General features: G+C 73.2%; 13 protein-coding genes. 10 read left to right on the plus strand and 3 right to left on the minus strand.

What is annotated here, in order from left to right:
* Positions 1-119 precede the first annotated feature (119 nt).
* The 3 genes from ACZ4EF_RS04705 to ACZ4EF_RS04715 form a co-directional block, all read right to left on the minus strand.
* The gene (locus ACZ4EF_RS04705) at positions 120-704 is read right to left on the minus strand and encodes a TetR/AcrR family transcriptional regulator (RefSeq protein WP_391160258.1); all 585 of its coding nucleotides are present in this window, start codon (positions 702-704) and stop codon (positions 120-122) included.
* Positions 705-810: 106 nt separating this feature from the next.
* Entirely contained in the window at positions 811-1,812 is a 1,002-nt protein-coding gene (locus tag ACZ4EF_RS04710) for an aldo/keto reductase (protein ID WP_391047457.1), read from the minus strand.
* Positions 1,813-2,007: 195 nt separating this feature from the next.
* Positions 2,008-3,486 (minus strand): MFS transporter, encoded by a 1,479-nt coding sequence (locus ACZ4EF_RS04715; protein ID WP_391160256.1) that lies wholly within the window; start codon positions 3,484-3,486, stop codon positions 2,008-2,010.
* A 245-nt stretch (positions 3,487-3,731) separates the two neighbouring features.
* On the opposite strand from ACZ4EF_RS04715, the gene ACZ4EF_RS04720 reads away from it, so the two are divergent.
* From ACZ4EF_RS04720 to ACZ4EF_RS04765, 10 genes are all read left to right on the plus strand, one after another.
* Positions 3,732-4,670 carry a helix-turn-helix transcriptional regulator gene (locus tag ACZ4EF_RS04720; protein ID WP_467502770.1) on the plus strand — a complete coding sequence of 313 codons (939 nt, stop codon included), beginning with the start codon at positions 3,732-3,734 and terminating at the stop codon, positions 4,668-4,670.
* 349 nt (positions 4,671-5,019) lie between these two features.
* The gene (locus ACZ4EF_RS04725) at positions 5,020-5,814 is read left to right on the plus strand and encodes a DeoR/GlpR family DNA-binding transcription regulator (RefSeq protein WP_467502771.1); all 795 of its coding nucleotides are present in this window, start codon (positions 5,020-5,022) and stop codon (positions 5,812-5,814) included.
* Between the two features lie 59 nt (positions 5,815-5,873).
* Positions 5,874-7,058, plus strand: a complete 1,185-nt coding sequence (locus tag ACZ4EF_RS04730; RefSeq protein ID WP_401853306.1) for a sugar ABC transporter substrate-binding protein — start codon at positions 5,874-5,876, stop codon at positions 7,056-7,058.
* Positions 7,055-8,629 (plus strand): sugar ABC transporter ATP-binding protein, encoded by a 1,575-nt coding sequence (locus ACZ4EF_RS04735; protein ID WP_467502774.1) that lies wholly within the window; start codon positions 7,055-7,057, stop codon positions 8,627-8,629. Before ACZ4EF_RS04730 ends, ACZ4EF_RS04735 begins: the two co-directional genes overlap by 4 nt.
* Complete coding sequence (locus ACZ4EF_RS04740) at positions 8,626-9,711, plus strand: ABC transporter permease (protein ID WP_467502776.1); 1,086 nt, start codon at positions 8,626-8,628, stop codon at positions 9,709-9,711. The genes ACZ4EF_RS04735 and ACZ4EF_RS04740 overlap by 4 nt, the downstream gene beginning before the upstream one ends.
* 50 nt (positions 9,712-9,761) lie before the next feature.
* Positions 9,762-10,706, plus strand: a complete 945-nt coding sequence (locus ACZ4EF_RS04745) for a 2-deoxy-5-keto-D-gluconate 6-phosphate aldolase domain-containing protein (protein WP_467502777.1) — start codon at positions 9,762-9,764, stop codon at positions 10,704-10,706.
* An 89-nt stretch (positions 10,707-10,795) separates the two neighbouring features.
* Positions 10,796-12,253, plus strand: a complete 1,458-nt coding sequence (locus ACZ4EF_RS04750; protein WP_391160244.1) for an FGGY family carbohydrate kinase — start codon at positions 10,796-10,798, stop codon at positions 12,251-12,253.
* On the plus strand, positions 12,250-13,137 hold the full coding sequence (locus tag ACZ4EF_RS04755) for a shikimate dehydrogenase family protein (RefSeq protein WP_467502779.1): 888 nt from the start codon (positions 12,250-12,252) through the stop codon (positions 13,135-13,137). The genes ACZ4EF_RS04750 and ACZ4EF_RS04755 overlap by 4 nt, the downstream gene beginning before the upstream one ends.
* The gene (locus ACZ4EF_RS04760) at positions 13,137-14,168 is read left to right on the plus strand and encodes an alcohol dehydrogenase catalytic domain-containing protein (protein ID WP_402712293.1); all 1,032 of its coding nucleotides are present in this window, start codon (positions 13,137-13,139) and stop codon (positions 14,166-14,168) included. Before ACZ4EF_RS04755 ends, ACZ4EF_RS04760 begins: the two co-directional genes overlap by 1 nt.
* Positions 14,165-15,226: a cyclase family protein gene (locus ACZ4EF_RS04765; RefSeq protein WP_402712292.1), complete on the plus strand. Its 1,062-nt coding sequence runs from the start codon at positions 14,165-14,167 to the stop codon at positions 15,224-15,226. Before ACZ4EF_RS04760 ends, ACZ4EF_RS04765 begins: the two co-directional genes overlap by 4 nt.
* Positions 15,227-15,345 lie beyond the last annotated feature (119 nt).

The raw sequence follows: 15,345 nt of genomic DNA on the forward strand, positions 1-15,345 counted from the left end.
CTTCCTCTCCCCCCCCCTCCCCCCTCCCCCTCCCCCCCCCCCCCCCCCCCCCGCACCCCCCCCCCCCCCCCCCCCCCCCCCCCCCCCCCCCCCCCCCCCCGCCCTCGTCGTCCCGTGCGTCAGTCCGCGCACAGGCCGCGCAGCACCAGCTCGCACACCGCCGTGAACTCGGCGTCGACGCCCGGCAGGGTCCACTCGGCCGCGTGCGCCGGGTCGTGGAAGCGGCAGGTGGCGTCCCAGACGGCGCGGGCGGTGGCCGCCCGGTCGCAGGGGGCGAACTCACCGCGCCTGACGCCGTCCGCGACGATCCCGGCGAGCTGGCCGATCGTCTCCTGCACGTGGCGGCTGACGGCGCCGCTGTTGTCGCGCGCCAACACCTGGAAGGTGGCGAAGAGTTCCGGGTCGAGCCCGGCCTTGCGCCGCTTGGCCGCGAAGAGTTCGGCGAGCCAGCGCGGCAGCCGCTCGGGCGCCGGCCCGTCCTCCGCGGCGATGTCCGCGAGCGCCGCGTGCGCCTCGGCCAGCCACTTCTGGGTGACCGCCTCGCGCAGCTCCGCCTTGCTGCGGAAGTGCCGGTAGACGCTGCCGTGGCTGACCCCGAGCGCCCGCGCCACATCGACCACCGTGGCCTTCGCGGGGCCGTAGCGGCGCAGCACGTCCTCGGTGGCTTCGAGGACGCGGTCACGGGTCAGGGGCTCCGGCGGCATGGGAGAGGCGGCCTTTCGGCGGGTCGGGACACGGCTTCTGCGACGGCGACGGCCGCCGTGATCGCCGGGGCCGTCGCCGTCCAGTGTGCGGCAGGGCGCCGCCGGCTCAGCGCTCGCTGTCCAGATGGGTCATCTGCCGGGGGTCGTAGCGGGTGCCCGCGACCTCCGCGGCCGGGACGGCCCGCTCGATGTCGGCGATGTCCGCGGCGTCCAGCGTCAGGTCGAGCGCGGAGAGCGCCTCGGTGAGCCGGTCCCTGCGGCGGGCGCCGATCAGCGGCACGATGTCGTCGCCGCGGGACAGCACCCAGGCGATGGCGGCCTGCGCGACCGTGACGCCCTTGCCGTCCGCGACCTCGCGCAGCGCCTCGACCAGGCCGAGGTTGCGCTCCAGATTCTCCCCGGAAAAGCGCGGGTTGTAGCTGCGGAAGTCGCCCGCCTCCGTGCCGCTGCCCCGGGTCCAGTGGCCGCTGAGCAGCCCGCGCGAGAGCACGCCGTACGCCGTCACGCCGATGCCGAGATCGCGGGCGGTGGGCAGGATCCGGTCCTCGATGCCGCGCGAGAAGAGGCTGTACTCGATCTGGAGGTCGGCGATCGGGGCGACGGAGGCGGCCCTGCGCAGCGTCTCCGCGCCGACCTCGGACAGCCCGATGTGCCGGACGTGCCCGGCCTGGACCAGCTCGGCGATCGCGCCGACGGTCTCCTCGATCGGCACGTCCGGGTCGACGCGGGCGATCCGGTAGATGTCGATGTGGTCGGTGCCGAGCCGGTTCAGGGAGTACGCGAGGAAGTTGCGGATCGCGACCGGGCGGCCGTCGTAGCCGCCGAAGCCGCCCTCGACATCGCGCAGCGCGCCGAATTTGACGCTGATGACGGCCTGGTCGCGGCTGCCGGGGCGGGCCCGCAGGGCGTCGCGGATCAGCAGTTCGTTCAGGCCCATGCCGTAGAAGTCGCCGGTGTCGAGCAGGGTCACGCCCGCGTCCAGCGCGGCGTGGATGGTGGCGACGGACTCGGCGTCGTCGGAGGCGCCGTACGCGCCGGACATGCCCATGCAGCCGAGGCCGAGGGCGGAGACGACGGGTCCTGTGGTGCCGAGGGTGCGGGTGCGCATCGGTGGGGGTCCCCTTCGGGGTCGTCGGCGGGACGGGTGTGCGTTCCCACCGTCACATGTGGACTGACAGATATCAACATCTGTCAGTCCACATGTCGTGCGACCGTGCCCCCGGGGGCCGTCCTCGGCCCGGGGCGGTGGGCCGGTCCTCTGGGGGGCGCGGGCCGGGGCCGGTTCGGGCCGGTGTGCCCGCCGCTAGACGATTCTGCGCGGCAGCCGGGTGCTCAGCGCGACCGTCGCGACCACCGCCGCGAGCTGCGCGACCAGCGCCCAGACCAGGGCGTCCCGTACGCCGATCGAACCGGACAGGGTCAGGAACAGGGTGCCGAGAGTGGCCACGCCCAGCGCGAGGCTGGACTGCTGGGTGGTCGCCATCGCGCCGCTGCCGACCCCGGCCTGCGCGGCCGGCACCTCGCTGAGCACGATCCGGAGCACCACCGGCAGGACGAAGCCCTGGCCGAAGCCGATCACGGCCATGCTCGGCGCCAGCTCCGCGATGCTCAGACCCGTACCGCCGTAGTGGAAGGTCGCGGCCAGCGCCACCAGGCCGACGCCCTGGACCAGCGAGCCCGCGGTCACCACACGGCGGCCGAAGCGGGCCACCATCCGCGGACCGAGCAGCGAGGCGGCGAAGAAGGCGGCGCACAGCGGGGCCAGCGCGGCCCCCGCCTCCAGCGCCCCGAAGCGCAGCCCGTCCTGCATGGCCACCGCCACGACGAACATGAAGCCGCCGAAGCCGAGGCAGAAGGGCACGATGAGCAGCAGACCGCTGCGCACGCTGTGGACGCGCAGCAGCGACGGCGGGATCAGCGGATTGCCGCCGTCGCGCTCACCGCGCCGCTCGACCGCCACGAAGGCCGCCGCGGCGAGCGGGAAGACCGCGAGCAGCACCCACGACCACAGCGGCCAGCCGGCCGCCCGGCCCTCGGTGAGCGGCAGCAGCAGGGTGATCAGCGTGACCGCGAGCAGTGCGGTGCCGGGCTTGTCGATACGGGCCGGGTGCGCGGACCGCGTCTCCGGCACCGACTTCAGCGCCAGCGCCAGCGCGACGGCCGCCACCGGCACGTTCACCAGGAAGATCGCCCGCCAGCCGCTGCCCGCGATGTCCGCGGAGACCAGCACGCCGCCGAGCACCTGGCCGACGACGCTGGCGATGCCCGCGGTCGCGCCGTAGTAGCTCAGCGCCTTGCCGCGGGCGCCGCCCGAGGTCGCGGACTGGATGGTGGCCAGCGCCTGCGGCAGCAGCAGCGCGGAGGCGGCGCCCTGGGCGACGCGGGCCGCCACCAGGGTCCAGGCGGAGGGGGCGACACCGCAGGCCAGCGAGGTCACGGCGAACAGGCCGAGGCCCCACAGGAAGAGATTGCGGCGGCCGAACATGTCGCCGAGCCGCCCGCCGAGCACGAGCAGCACCGCGTAGGCGACGCCGTAGCCCGCGACGACCATCTCCAGGACCGCGGGTCCGGCGTGCAGGTCGCGGTCGATGGTGGGCAGGGCCACGTTGACGATGAAGAAGTCCACCATCGGCAGCGCCGCGCCGAGCAGCACGGTCAGCAGGCCGAGGGAGCTCAGGCCGGGGGCCGGGGCGGGGGAGTGCGAGCGGGTGGGGACGGAAGAGTTCCGGGCGGGCGCCCCGATGCGGGTCACGCGGGGGAGCACCTGAGCCCGGGAGGTCATGGTGGGTTCCATTCGGTCGGTCACATGGTCCACACTGGACCCGTTCTCAGGGTGGTACCAGAGAGCGTTTATCCAGGTATACGCACCACCTGGCAACCGGCTGCCGGATCGGGCACTCTGGGAATATGACCGCAGACGCCAGCACTTTCCCGTCGAGCACCGTGACCCCGGGCCCGGGCACTGTCGCCCCGGATTCGGGCGCCGTTTCCCCGGATTCGGTCCCCGTCCCCGCGGGGACGGGGACCGTGTCGCCGGACTCGGCCGCCGCCCCCGCGGGTCAGGGGAGCGTCTCGCTGGACGTCTCCGGGGCCGATGTGCCCGAGGCCGCCGCCGCGGAGAGCCGCCGCCAGGAGCTGGCGTCCTTTCTGCGCAGCCGCCGGGAGCGGATCTCACCGGACCAGGTCGGGCTGCCGCCCGGCCGTCGGCGCCGGACGCCCGGACTGCGCCGCGAGGAGGTCGCACAGCTCGCCGCCGTCGGGGTCACCTGGTACACGTGGCTGGAGCAGGCGCGGGAGATCCAGGTCTCCGGGCAGGTCGCCGACGCCATCGCGCGCGCCCTGATGCTCGACCACAACGAGCGCAAGCACCTGTTCACCCTCGCCGGGACCGCCGACCCGCACCCGCACCTGGAATGCCCCGGCATGTCACCCGCGCTGCTCGCCATGGTCGACCAGCTCGCGCCGCTGCCCGCCGCGGTCGTCAACAGCCGGTACGACGTGATCGCGTACAACCGCACTTACGGCAGGCTGGTCAGCGACCTGGACGCGCTGCCCGTCGAGGACCGCAACGTCATGTGGCTGTCGTTCACCGACCCGCTGTGGCGCGAGCGGATGGTCGACCGCGAGGAGAGCATCCGGCTGATGGCCGCCAAATTCCGCGTCTCGATGGCCCAGCACCTGGCGGAGCCCGCCTGGCGCGAGCTGCTCAAGCGGCTCCAGCAGAACTCGCCCGACTTCCGCGAGATGTGGGAACGGCACGAGGTGCTCCAGCCCGACGGCCACATCAAGCGCTATCTGAACCCCGAAGTCGGCCTGCTCTCCTTCGACTTCACCCACCTGTGGCTCGGCCCGCAGCAGGGCCCCCGCCTGACCACGTACACCCCGGCCGACGACCTCACCCGCGAGCGCCTCAACCGGCTGCACGCGCTGGTCTCCGCGCGGGAGCGGCAGCCGATCGCGGGCTGATCCGCGAGCGAGCCCCGGCCTTCCGGCCGCCGGCAGATCCGCTTTCCGGCCCCCCTTCCGGCCCCCCGTGCCTCCTCGGCACGGGGGGCCGGACGCTTCTGCAGATTTGGAATATCCACACAGATCCATGCTGGGTGTGGCGTTTCCATAGGGAGCCTATGGGAGGGAATGCCCGCTTCACGCTCCTCCAGGTGATCAACTCGTCACTCTATGGTCATGCTTGGTCGCTCATCGGCCACGGAATGTCTCATTCGGACACTCTTCCTCGCGCAGCCTCTTGTGGCATTGCGTGGATACAGGTATGAATTCCACACGAAGCAAAAGTGAGGTTGGCACGGAAGGGCCCGCGATGAGCGTTAACGGCACATCCGCGCACTTCGCGGAGGAACGTCGGCGAGCGCTGCTCGACCAGCTCAAGGCCAACGGGCGGCTCGAAGTCGTCGCCGCGGCCGACCGGCTGGAGGTGACGTCGGAGACGATCCGCCGCGATCTGGTGCTGCTGGAGCGCCGCGGTCTCGTCCAGCGGGTGCACGGCGGAGCGATCCTCCTCGACCGTGAGCACCTCGTCCCCGACCTCCAGTCGCGCAGGCGGCTGATGGCGGTGGCGAAGGACCTGATCGCCCACGCCGCGGTCAAGCACATGCCCGACGAGGGCGCGGTGATCATCGACGCCGGGACCACCACCGGCCGGATGGCCGAGATATTTCCCGGCGGTCCCTCGCTGGTCGTCATGACCAACAGCCTCCAGGCGGCGATCGCGCTCGCGGGCAAACAAGGACTCAGCGTCCACACCCTCGGCGGCCGCGTCCGGGCCAACACCCTGGCCGAGGTCGACGCCCCCGCGCTCGGCGCCATCGCGCGCGTCCACGTCGACGTCGCCTTCATCGGCACCTACGGGGTCTCGCCCCAGCACGGCTTCTCCACCCCCGACCCGGCCGAGGCCGCGGTCAAGGAGGCGATGATCCGCGCCGCCAAGCGGACCGTCGTCCTCTGCGACAGCAGCAAGATCGGCAAGGACCACTTCGCCCGGTTCGCCGACACCTCCCAGCCCGATCTCCTGATCACCGACGCCGACGCCCCACCGGAACTGCTGCGGGCCCTGGAGTCCTCCGGGCTGGCGATCGAAGTGGTTCCGATCCCATGACAAGCGATCCCGCAGACACCGCCGCCACGGCGACGTGTACCACCGCAAAGGAGCGAGGTATGCCTTCCACAGTCCTCACGTCAAGGGCGAGGGCAGCGGTCATCGCTGCCGCGTGCATCGGGCTCGGGCTCGCCACCGCGTGCGCGCCCTCCAACGACGGCTCCGGCGGTGACAGCGGCGCGGCCGACTCCGGGCAGAGCCAGGACGTCAGCCAGTTCGTCACCGCGGTGCAGGCCGCGCAGAAGGGTCCCGAGTCCTTCGCGGGACCGACCGACAAGCCGGTCACCGTGCCCAAGGACATCAAGGTCGCGATCATCCCGTGCGGTGTCGCCATCGGCGGCTGCAACACCCCCGCCGAAGCGGTCAAGGGCATCGTGAAGACCCTCGGCTGGAAGCCCACGATCTACGACGGCCAGTCCAACGCCCGTACCCAGAACAACATGATCCTCAACGCCGTCTCCAACCGGGCCGATGTGATCGCCACGGTCTCCATCGACTCCAAGCTCGTCCAGCAGGGCCTGGAGGCAGCCAAGAAGGCCGGGATTCCGGTGATCTCGATGAACAACGGCACCGGCTCCCCCAACCCCAAGCCCGAACTGGAGCCCGGCCAGATCGACTTCGACCTCGACGTGGCACCCGACTACGGCGCCAACGGCCGGATGCAGGCGGACTGGGTGATCGCCGACTCCAAGGGCACCGCCGTGGTCCAGCCGGTCATCACCAGCGAGTACCTGTCCAACACGGTCACGTACAACGCCTTCGTCGCCGAGATGAAGAAGTGCGCGGCGTGCAAGGTGCTCAAGCCGGTCAACTTCACCACCGACGAGATCGCCTCGGGCGCCCTGGGCACCCGTACCGTCTCGACCCTCCAGCAGCACGCGAACGCCACCTACGTCTACACCGGCTTCGACGCCGCCGCCGCGGCGGAGGTCAACGCGATCAGGCAGGCCGGTCTCGGCGCCAAGGTCAAGCTGGTCAGCGCGGTCGGCGACCCGATCAACCGGCAGTTCATCCGCGAGGGCGACATCCAGGGCGCGACCGTCATCGAGATCCCGTCGCTGTACGGCTACGCGACCGTCGACCAGATGATCCGCACCGTGCAGAAGCAGCCCGCCGTCGAACCGGCCAACGAGGGCGCGATCACGGTCCTGCTCACCAAGGACAACATGATCGGCAACAACGACCAGTGGAAGCTGCCGTTCGACGTCGCCGCCGAGTACCACAAGCTCTGGGGCACGAAGTGACCACCCGGGCAACCGATGAGGTCATGGCGGCGCGCTCGCTGTGCAAGACCTTCGGTGCCACCCAGGCCCTGTGGGACGTCTCACTCGGCCTGGTCCCCGGCGCGGTGCACGCGCTGGCCGGGGCGAACGGCTCGGGCAAGTCCACCCTGATCAAGATCATGAGCGGGGTGTTCGGCCCGGACAGCGGCCACCTGCTGGTGGACGGCGCCCCGCAGGAGTGGTCGTCGCCGATGGACTCCCGCGCGGCGGGCGTCGGCGTCGTCCACCAGGAGGCGCCGCTGGTCGACACGCTCAGGGTCGCGGACTGCGTCGCGCTGCTCGGCGGCTTCGAGGGCGTCCCCGCCCTCGGGCTCAGCCACCGGGCGCTGGTACGGCGCGCGCAGCGGCTGCTCGACGAGCACGAGGTGCCGGTCGACGCCCGTACCACCTGCGCCGAACTCGGCCCCGCCGAACGGGCGATGGTGTCCCTCGCCGTCGCCACCGGACAGGGCAGCCGCATCCTCGTCCTCGACGAGGTCACCGCCTCGCTGCGGCAGGACGACGCGGAACAGGTCCTCGGCCTGGTCCGCAGGCTCGCCGACCGGGGCACGGCGGTCCTCATGGTCACCCACCGGATCGGCGAGATCACCCAGTACGCCGACCGCCTCACCGTGCTGGCGGCCGGTCGTACGCAGTACGAGGGACCGTCCGCCGAGGTCAGCGCGGCCCGGATCATCGAGTACATGCTCCCTGAGCAGCGGCTGGCCGCCGAGCAGGCGGCCGGGGCCGGGCACCGCAAGGAGCCCGCCGCCCCCGGCTCCCGCGAGGCGTACGGCGCGGGGGCGCCGGCCGGGGACGGCGCGGACCGGACTCTGATGGAGGTCCGCGGGCTGACCGGCCACCGGCTCGACCCGCTGGACCTCGACATCCGCGCGGGCGAGATCGTCGGCGTCACCGGCCTGCCCGACTCCGGCGTGGACGAACTGCCGTATCTCCTCGCGGGCGGCGTGCCGCCCCGCTCGGGCACCGTCCGCTTGCGGGGGTTCGAACCCACCCGCGCCTGGACCGCTTCCACCGCCCGCAGGCAGGGCGTGGCGCTGCTGCCCAGGGACCGGCTCTCGCACGGCGGCGTCGCCGTCCTGAGCGTCGCCGACAACATCGCGCTCCCCTCGCTGCGCCGCTTCTGGCACCGCGGGTCGGCGCTGCGCGAGGCGATCGGCCGGGTGATCCGCGAACTCGACGTACGGCCGCGCGACCCCTCCGCCTCCCTCGGCAGCCTCAGCGGCGGCAACCAGCAGAAGGTGCTGCTCGGCAAGTGGCTGTCGACCGACCCGAAGGTCCTGGTGCTCGACGAACCGACCAACGGCGTCGACCCGGGCGCGCGGCTCCTGATGTTCGAAGCGGTCAGGAAACGCGTGGACCAGGGCATGGGCGCGGTCCTGTTCTCCTCGGAGTTCGAGCAGCTCACCGCGTACTGCGACCGGATGGTGGTGCTGCGCCCCGGCGCCGGGGCGCAGGAGATCCCCGTCCCCGACAACCCCGTCAAGCTGGCCAGGATCGTGGCGAGTCCACAGGAGGACGGTCCGAGATGAGCAGAGAAGATCTCGACACAGTGAAGCCCGACGCGCTGACCGGGGGCGCCGTGACCGCCGACCGGCAACCGGCCGCCGACCGGCAACCGACCGCCGGGCGGTCCCACGGCGCCGGCCTCCTGCGTACGATCGGCGAAGCCCTCATCCAGCGCTACGCCCAGATCGTGCTGCTGGTGGTGCTGATCGTGGTGTTCAGCATGGCCACCCCCAACTTCGCCACCCGGCAGAACTGGACCTCGCTGCTGGTCAGCCAGTCCGTGATCGCGCTGATGACGCTGGCGGTGCTCTTCCCGCTGATCGTCGGCGAGTTCGACCTGTCGGTCGGCTATCTGCTCGGCTTCTGCGCGATGCTCGGAGCCTATCTGACCGGCCAGGGCTGGCCGGTGACCGCGGTGTTCCTCGCGATGGCCGGCTGCGGGGTGGTGGCCGGTGCCTGGAACGGTGTGCTCAACGTGGTGTTCGGCATCAACTCGTTCATCGCGACCCTGGGCATGGGAATCGTGCTCTCCGCGATGACTCTGATGCTCAGCAACGGCGCCATCCTCACCACCGTTCCCGGCCTGGCCAAGACCCTCGGCCGCGGCTACGCGGTGCAGGTCGCCTGGGCGGTGTGGATCGTCGCGATCGTGGCCGTCATCTGCTTCTACCTGCTCCAGCACACCCCGGTCGGCGCCCGGCTGTACGCGATCGGCGGCTCCGAGCGCGTGGCGTTCCTGGCCGGTGTGCGCACCGGCCGGTACAAGATCCTCGCCTTCGGCTGCGCCGGCGGGCTGGTCTCGCTGGCCGCCGTGCTCCAGCTCGGCCAGGCCGGTTCCGTGACCCCCAGTCTCGGCCCCGACCTGCTGCTGCCCGCCTACGCCGCCGCGTTCCTGGGCGTCACCACCTACCGTCCGGGCTTTTACAACGTGCCCGGTGTGATCGTCGCGATCCTGCTGCTCGCCGTCGGTTTCAACGGCTTGAGCCTGCTCGGCGTCCCGTTCTGGGTGCAGCCGCTCTTCAACGGCCTCGCCCTGCTGGTCGCCGTCCTCGCCGCGCGCTTCGTCGCCCGCCGCAGGACCGGTGAACGCCGGGGTCCGGCATGACCCGCCCGTCCGGTCGGCCGCTGCCCCACCCCCTCTCGAAAGGACACACGATGACTGACGTCCCCCATCCGCTCCTGGTCCTGGCCATGGACCACCGGGCGGTGATGCGCGGGCTGTTCGGTGACGCGGTGCCGGCCGCCGAACGCCGGGAGGCGTTCGGCCGGGTGAAGGACCTGGCCTTCGACGCGCTGGTCCGCACGATCGCCGAAGGCGGCACCGACCCGGCCAACCTCGGGGTGCTGATAGACGAGGAGTACGGCGAACGGACCATCCCCCGCGTACGGGAGGCCGGTTGCTGTTTGGTGCTGCCCGTCGAGGAGAGCCGGTCCTCGGTCTTCGACATCAACACCGGCGAGTTCGTCCTCACCGGCGGCGACGACTTCGCCGCCCGCCTGGACGCGCTCGGCCCGGACATGGTCAAGGCGCTCATCGTGCACAACCCCGAACTGCCCGCCGGGCGCAGGGCCCGGCAGACCGCCCGCGCCCGCCAGGTGCTCGACTGGTGCCAGGCCAACCGGCGGCCCTTCATGCTGGAGATGCTGGTCCCGCCGACCGACGCGCAACTCGCCGCGGAAGGCGGCGACAAGGAGCGCTGGCAGCGCGCGCACCACACGGAACTGCTGCTGCGGACGGTCTCGGAGTACCAGGACGCGGGCGTGTGGCCGCACGTGTGGAAGCTGGAGCCGCTGGCCGCCGAGGCCGACTACGCGGTGGTCGCCGGCCACTGCCGGGCCGGGGCGCCTTACCCGACCTCCCTGGTGCTGCTCGGCGGCGGCGCGGACATGGACGCGGTCGCGGAGTGGGTGCGGCAGATCCGCGGGGTGGACGGCTACATCGGCTTCGCCATCGGCCGCAGCCTGTGGATCGACGCCTTCGACGGCTATCTCCGCGGGGACCTCGACGAGGAGCAGGTGGTCGCCTCGATCGCCGGTCGGCTGCGACGGCTGGTCACCGCGTACTCCCTCGGAGAGGACGTGCCGAGCGCGGCGCGCTGACCGGACCGTGCCGTGGCCGTACGGACGGGCGCGCGACCGGTAGACAGGACAAAGCGGCGGATTCCGCATCTTCGGCTGAGGAGGCTGTGATGGCAAGGACGGCATGCGTCGTCGGCGTGGACATCGGCACCACCACGGTGAAGGTGTGCGCCACCGACGAGCGCGGCCACGAGCTGGCGGTGGTCAGGGCCGACACCCCGTGGCGGCTCGCCGCCGGGACGACGGTGCTCGGGCACGAGGACCTGTCCGGCGCGCTGGACGGCCTCTTCCGGCAGCTCGCCGACCGCCTGCCCGGCCGCCACGCGCTCGCCGTCGGCTTCGCGGGCATGGCCGAGGCAGGGTACGCGCTCGCCGCCGACGGCACACCCGTCGCACCGGCCGTGGCCTGGTTCGACACCAGCGGGGCGGACGAACTGGCCGCTCTCCTCGCCGAACAGGGCGACGGTTTCACCGCCACCACCGGCCTGCGGCCCACCACCCGCGCCTCGGCCGTCAAGGTGGCGTGGCTGCTGCCCCGACTGGACGGACGGTCGGCGTCGTCCGCCGGGCCCCGGACGGTTACGTCCACCGCTTCCGGTACGAGGTCCGGCCCGACCGGGAAGGCCGTGAGCTGGCTGAACGTACCGGAGTGGGCCGCCCATTGGGCGGGCGGCCGGGCCACCGCCGAGTGGTCGCTCGCCGCGCGCAGCGGCTTCATGGACGTGACCGCCCGCGAGTGGTGGAAGCACGGCGTGGACCGGGCGGGGCTCGACCCCGCCGCGATGCCGGAACTGCTGCCCGCCGGGTCGCCCACCGGCACCGCGCGGGCCGGTCTGCCGCTGGTCGGCGGCGCGGTCGTCACCGTCGCGGGCCACGACCACCTGGCGGGCGCGATCGGCGCTGGGGCCGTACACCCCGACGACTGCTTCGACAGCCTCGGCACCGGGGAGGCGCTGATCCGCTCCCGGCCCGCCGCCAAGGACCCCGGCCCGCTGACCCGGGCGGTGGCCGCCGGATTCGAGCGCGGTCCGCACATCGTCCCCGGCCGCGACTACCTCTTCGGCGTCCTCGGCACCGGACGCCTGCTGCGCGCCCTGCTCGACGACCGGCTCGGCGCCGAACGGACCCTCGCCGACGTCGACGCGCTCGGCAGGGCCGCGGCCCGCCTGCCCGCGACCGGCCGCGCGGCCGAATTCGCCGTCACCCTCGGCAGCGCGGCCCGGCCGATGGCCCCGCTCGACCCGGCCGCCGTGGTGGCCGCCCTCCACGGACTGCCGGACGCCGAGGCGTGGGCCGTCCTGGTCGAACTGACCTCCTGGCGCTGCCGCGACGCGATCGGCCTGCTCGACGCGCTCGGTGGCCCCGGCAACGCGCTGATCGCCGCGGGCGGCTGGTACACGTCCGGCTACATCAGGGCCGTCCGCGCCCGGGTGCTCGGCTCGGTCCGGCTGCCCGTCGGTGCCGAGGCCGGCGCCTGCGGCGCCGCCCGGATGGCGGCGCTGGCCTGCGGACTCATCCCCGACCTCGGCACCTGGATCGACGACTGGACGGAGTTCACCGCATCATGACGTCCCACCCCATCACCGGGCACACCCGGATCTACGCGCACTTCGCCGACCCGGTGGCCCATGTGCGCACGCCCGAGGTGATGAACCGCTTCTTCCGCCAGCGCGGCATCGACGCGGCCGTGGTGCCGTACCAGGTCGGGGTCGAGGACCTGGCGCAGGCGGTCGCCGCGGCGCGCGCCTGGAAGAACCTTGCGGGCATCGGGGTCACCATGCCGCACAAGGAGCACATCGCCGGGCTGCTCGACGACCTCACCGAGGATGCCGTCAGGGCCGGGGCGAGCAACGTCATCCGCAGGCTGCCCGACGGGCGGCTGCTCGGCGGGCAGTACGACGGCCCCGGCCTGGTCGCGGGGCTGCGCGCGCACGGGGTGCGGCTGGAGGGCGCGCGGGTGCTGCTGCTCGGCGCGGGCGGCAGCGCGCGCGCCGTCGCCATGGCGCTGGCCGCCGCGGGCGTCTCGCACCTGGCCGTCCGCAACCGGACCACCGCCCGCGCCGTCGCCCTGGCCGAGCAGGTCGGCCGCCACTACCCGGCCGTGCGCTGCGAGGTGCGCGAGCGGGACTCCGTCGCCGACGTCGACGTCCTGGTCAACACCACCTCGGTCGGCATGCGCGCCGCCGATCCGCTGCCCGTCGACCTCGCCGCGCTCAGCCCCGCCACGGCCGTCAGCGACATCATCATGAAGCCCGCCAGGACCCGGCTGCTCGACCACGCGCGGCGCGCGGGATGCACGGTCGTGCCCGGCGTCCACATGCTCCTCCACCAACTCGGGCCGACCGCGGACTTCCTCGGCCTCGAACCGACCCTCGAACCCTCCGGCGAACCCGATCCGCCGGACCTCGCCGATCCGCTCGCGCACGCGAGCGATGCCGCGGAGGTGGCGTGATGCGTGCTCTCACCCTGCGGGGCGCCCATGACGCGGCGCTCGGCGAGACCGACGAGGAAGCGCTCGGCGCCGACGACGTACGCGTCGCGGTCGCGCGGGTCGGCCTCTGCGGCTCGGACACCCACTTCTACGCGCACGGGCGGATCGGCGCCTTCCGGCTCACCGGGCCGCACGTGCTCGGCCACGAGGCGTCCGGCACCGTCCTGGAGACCGGTGACCGGGTGACCGACCTCGCCCCCGGCGACCTGGTCGCCGTCGAACCCGGCCTCTGGTGCGGCCGGTGCCGCGAGTGCCTGGCCGGTACGTACAACCTCTGCGCGCGGATGCGCTTCCTCGGGATGCCGCCGCACGCCGGGCTGGCGCGCGAGCGCGTGGTGCTGCCGCGCCGCGCGGTGCACGCCGTCCCCGCCGCGATGACCGCCACGCGGGCGGCCCTGCTCGAACCGCTGTCGGTGGCCGTATGGGCCGTCGGCCGGGCCGCCGTACTCCCCGGCGAGCAGGTGCTCATCGCGGGCGCGGGCCCGATCGGCACCCTGGTGGCGCGGGTGGCCCTGGCCGAGAAGGCGGGCCGGGTGATCGTCGCGGACGTCGACGAGCGCCGACTGGCCCGGCTCGCGCACTCCACGCCCGGCGTGGAGACCGCTCACGTAGGCGCCGACCCCGGCACCGCCTTCCAGGACGTGGCCGCCGACCTCGACTGCTACCTGGAGTGCTCGGGCGCGCCCACCGCGCTGGACGACGGGATGACCCGGCTGCGGCCGCGCGGCCGGGCCGTACTGGTCGGAGTGCCCGCCGCGCCGACGATCACGCTGTCGTCCACCCTGATCCGCTACCGCGAACTCACCCTCACCACCGTCCACCGCTACGCCCACACCTGGCCGCGTGCCATCGAGCTGGTCTCCAGCGGCGCGGTCGAGGTCGACGACCTGGTCTCCGACCACTACGCGCTGGAGGAGGGGCCGAAGGCGCTGGCCGACGCGGCGGCGGGCAAGGTGGCCATGAAGGCCATGATCTCGGTGGACGCGTCATGACCGGCACGCGGGGCGAGGAGCCCGACGGGGGCCGGGAGGACGGGACATCCGGTGCGGCCTCGGCTTCGACGGCCGGGGTTTCCGGTGCGTCGGCCGTGCACGACTCGGCTTCGGGTACGTCGGCCGTGCACGACTCGGCTTCCGGTACGTCGGCCCTCACTGGCACCACCGGCACCACCGGCACCGCCGAGGCCGTCGTCGGCGAACTGGGCGCCGTGGCGCGGCAGACGCCCGAGCGGGTCAGGGACGCTGCCGCGCTGGTGACCCGGGGCCGGGTCTTCTCGCTCAACTGGGACCTGGCCCTGCCCGACCCGCCGATCCTCGGCAGGGGCCGCCACACCCACACCCGTATCGACCTCGGCAACGGCTTCGACGACCGCCTCGACTCCTTCTACCCGCAGGGGTCCTCGCAGTGGGACGGGCTGGCGCACGTGCGCGGCCCCGACGGCACCTATTACGGCGGCCACCGGGCCGCCGACATCGCGGCGGCGGCGGGGCCGCTGGGCATCGAGCACTGGGCGCGGCGCGGCATCGCGGGCCGCTTCGTCCTGGCCGACCTGGTCGGACATGGGCGGCACGGCGGCGACTGCTCCCGCCGGGTCGCCTACACCGCGGCCGACGTGACGGCCGCGCTCGCCGCGCAGGGCACCCAACCGCGGCCCGGCGACGTCCTGTTGCTGCACTTCGGCTGGACGCGCTGGTACGAGGGGCTGGACCGGGCGGCGCGCGAGGCGCTGGCGGCGGAGGGCTTCTTCGCCTCGCCGGGCCTGGCCGTCGATCAGGAGACCAGACGGTGGCTGCGTGGCCTGGAGCTGTCCGCGGTCGCGGCCGACTGCCCCGCGGTGGAGGCCATGCCGTTCGACATGAGCGGGCCCGAGACCTTCCTGCACCACACGCTGATCGCCGAACTGGGCCTCGCGGTGGGCGAATTGTTCGACCTCGCCGCCCTGGCAGAGGACTGCGCCCAGGACGGCGTCCACGAGGGGCTGTTCACCGCGGCCCCGCTCCACCTCACCGGCGCGGCGGGCTCCACCGCCAACGCCCTCGCGCTGAAGTGACGCGGGGACCCGTACGACCCGAAGGAGCTGACGGCGCCGAGGCCACCGAGGACCCGATGCCACCGACGATCCGATGCCACCGAGGACCCGACGCCACCGACGACTTCCGACGGCCCCAA

Source organism: Streptomyces sp. NPDC025721 (assembly GCF_055558595.1).

Bases quoted from the DNA above. Each gene is read 5' to 3' on its own strand.
- ACZ4EF_RS04765 (WP_402712292.1), top strand. From the start codon at position 14,165: ATGACCGGCACGCGGGGCGAGGAGCCCGACGGGGGCCGGGAGGACGGG.
- ACZ4EF_RS04745 (WP_467502777.1), top strand. From the start codon at position 9,762: ATGACTGACGTCCCCCATCCGCTCCTGGTCCTGGCCATGGACCACCGG.
- ACZ4EF_RS04730 (WP_401853306.1), top strand. From the start codon at position 5,874: ATGCCTTCCACAGTCCTCACGTCAAGGGCGAGGGCAGCGGTCATCGCT.
- ACZ4EF_RS04725 (WP_467502771.1), top strand. From the start codon at position 5,020: ATGAGCGTTAACGGCACATCCGCGCACTTCGCGGAGGAACGTCGGCGA.
- ACZ4EF_RS04750 (WP_391160244.1), top strand. From the start codon at position 10,796: ATGGCAAGGACGGCATGCGTCGTCGGCGTGGACATCGGCACCACCACG.
- ACZ4EF_RS04755 (WP_467502779.1), top strand. From the start codon at position 12,250: ATGACGTCCCACCCCATCACCGGGCACACCCGGATCTACGCGCACTTC.
- ACZ4EF_RS04715 (WP_391160256.1), bottom strand. From the start codon at position 3,486: ATGACCTCCCGGGCTCAGGTGCTCCCCCGCGTGACCCGCATCGGGGCG.
- ACZ4EF_RS04710 (WP_391047457.1), bottom strand. From the start codon at position 1,812: ATGCGCACCCGCACCCTCGGCACCACAGGACCCGTCGTCTCCGCCCTC.
- ACZ4EF_RS04705 (WP_391160258.1), bottom strand. From the start codon at position 704: ATGCCGCCGGAGCCCCTGACCCGTGACCGCGTCCTCGAAGCCACCGAG.
- ACZ4EF_RS04760 (WP_402712293.1), top strand. From the start codon at position 13,137: ATGCGTGCTCTCACCCTGCGGGGCGCCCATGACGCGGCGCTCGGCGAG.
- ACZ4EF_RS04740 (WP_467502776.1), top strand. From the start codon at position 8,626: ATGAGCAGAGAAGATCTCGACACAGTGAAGCCCGACGCGCTGACCGGG.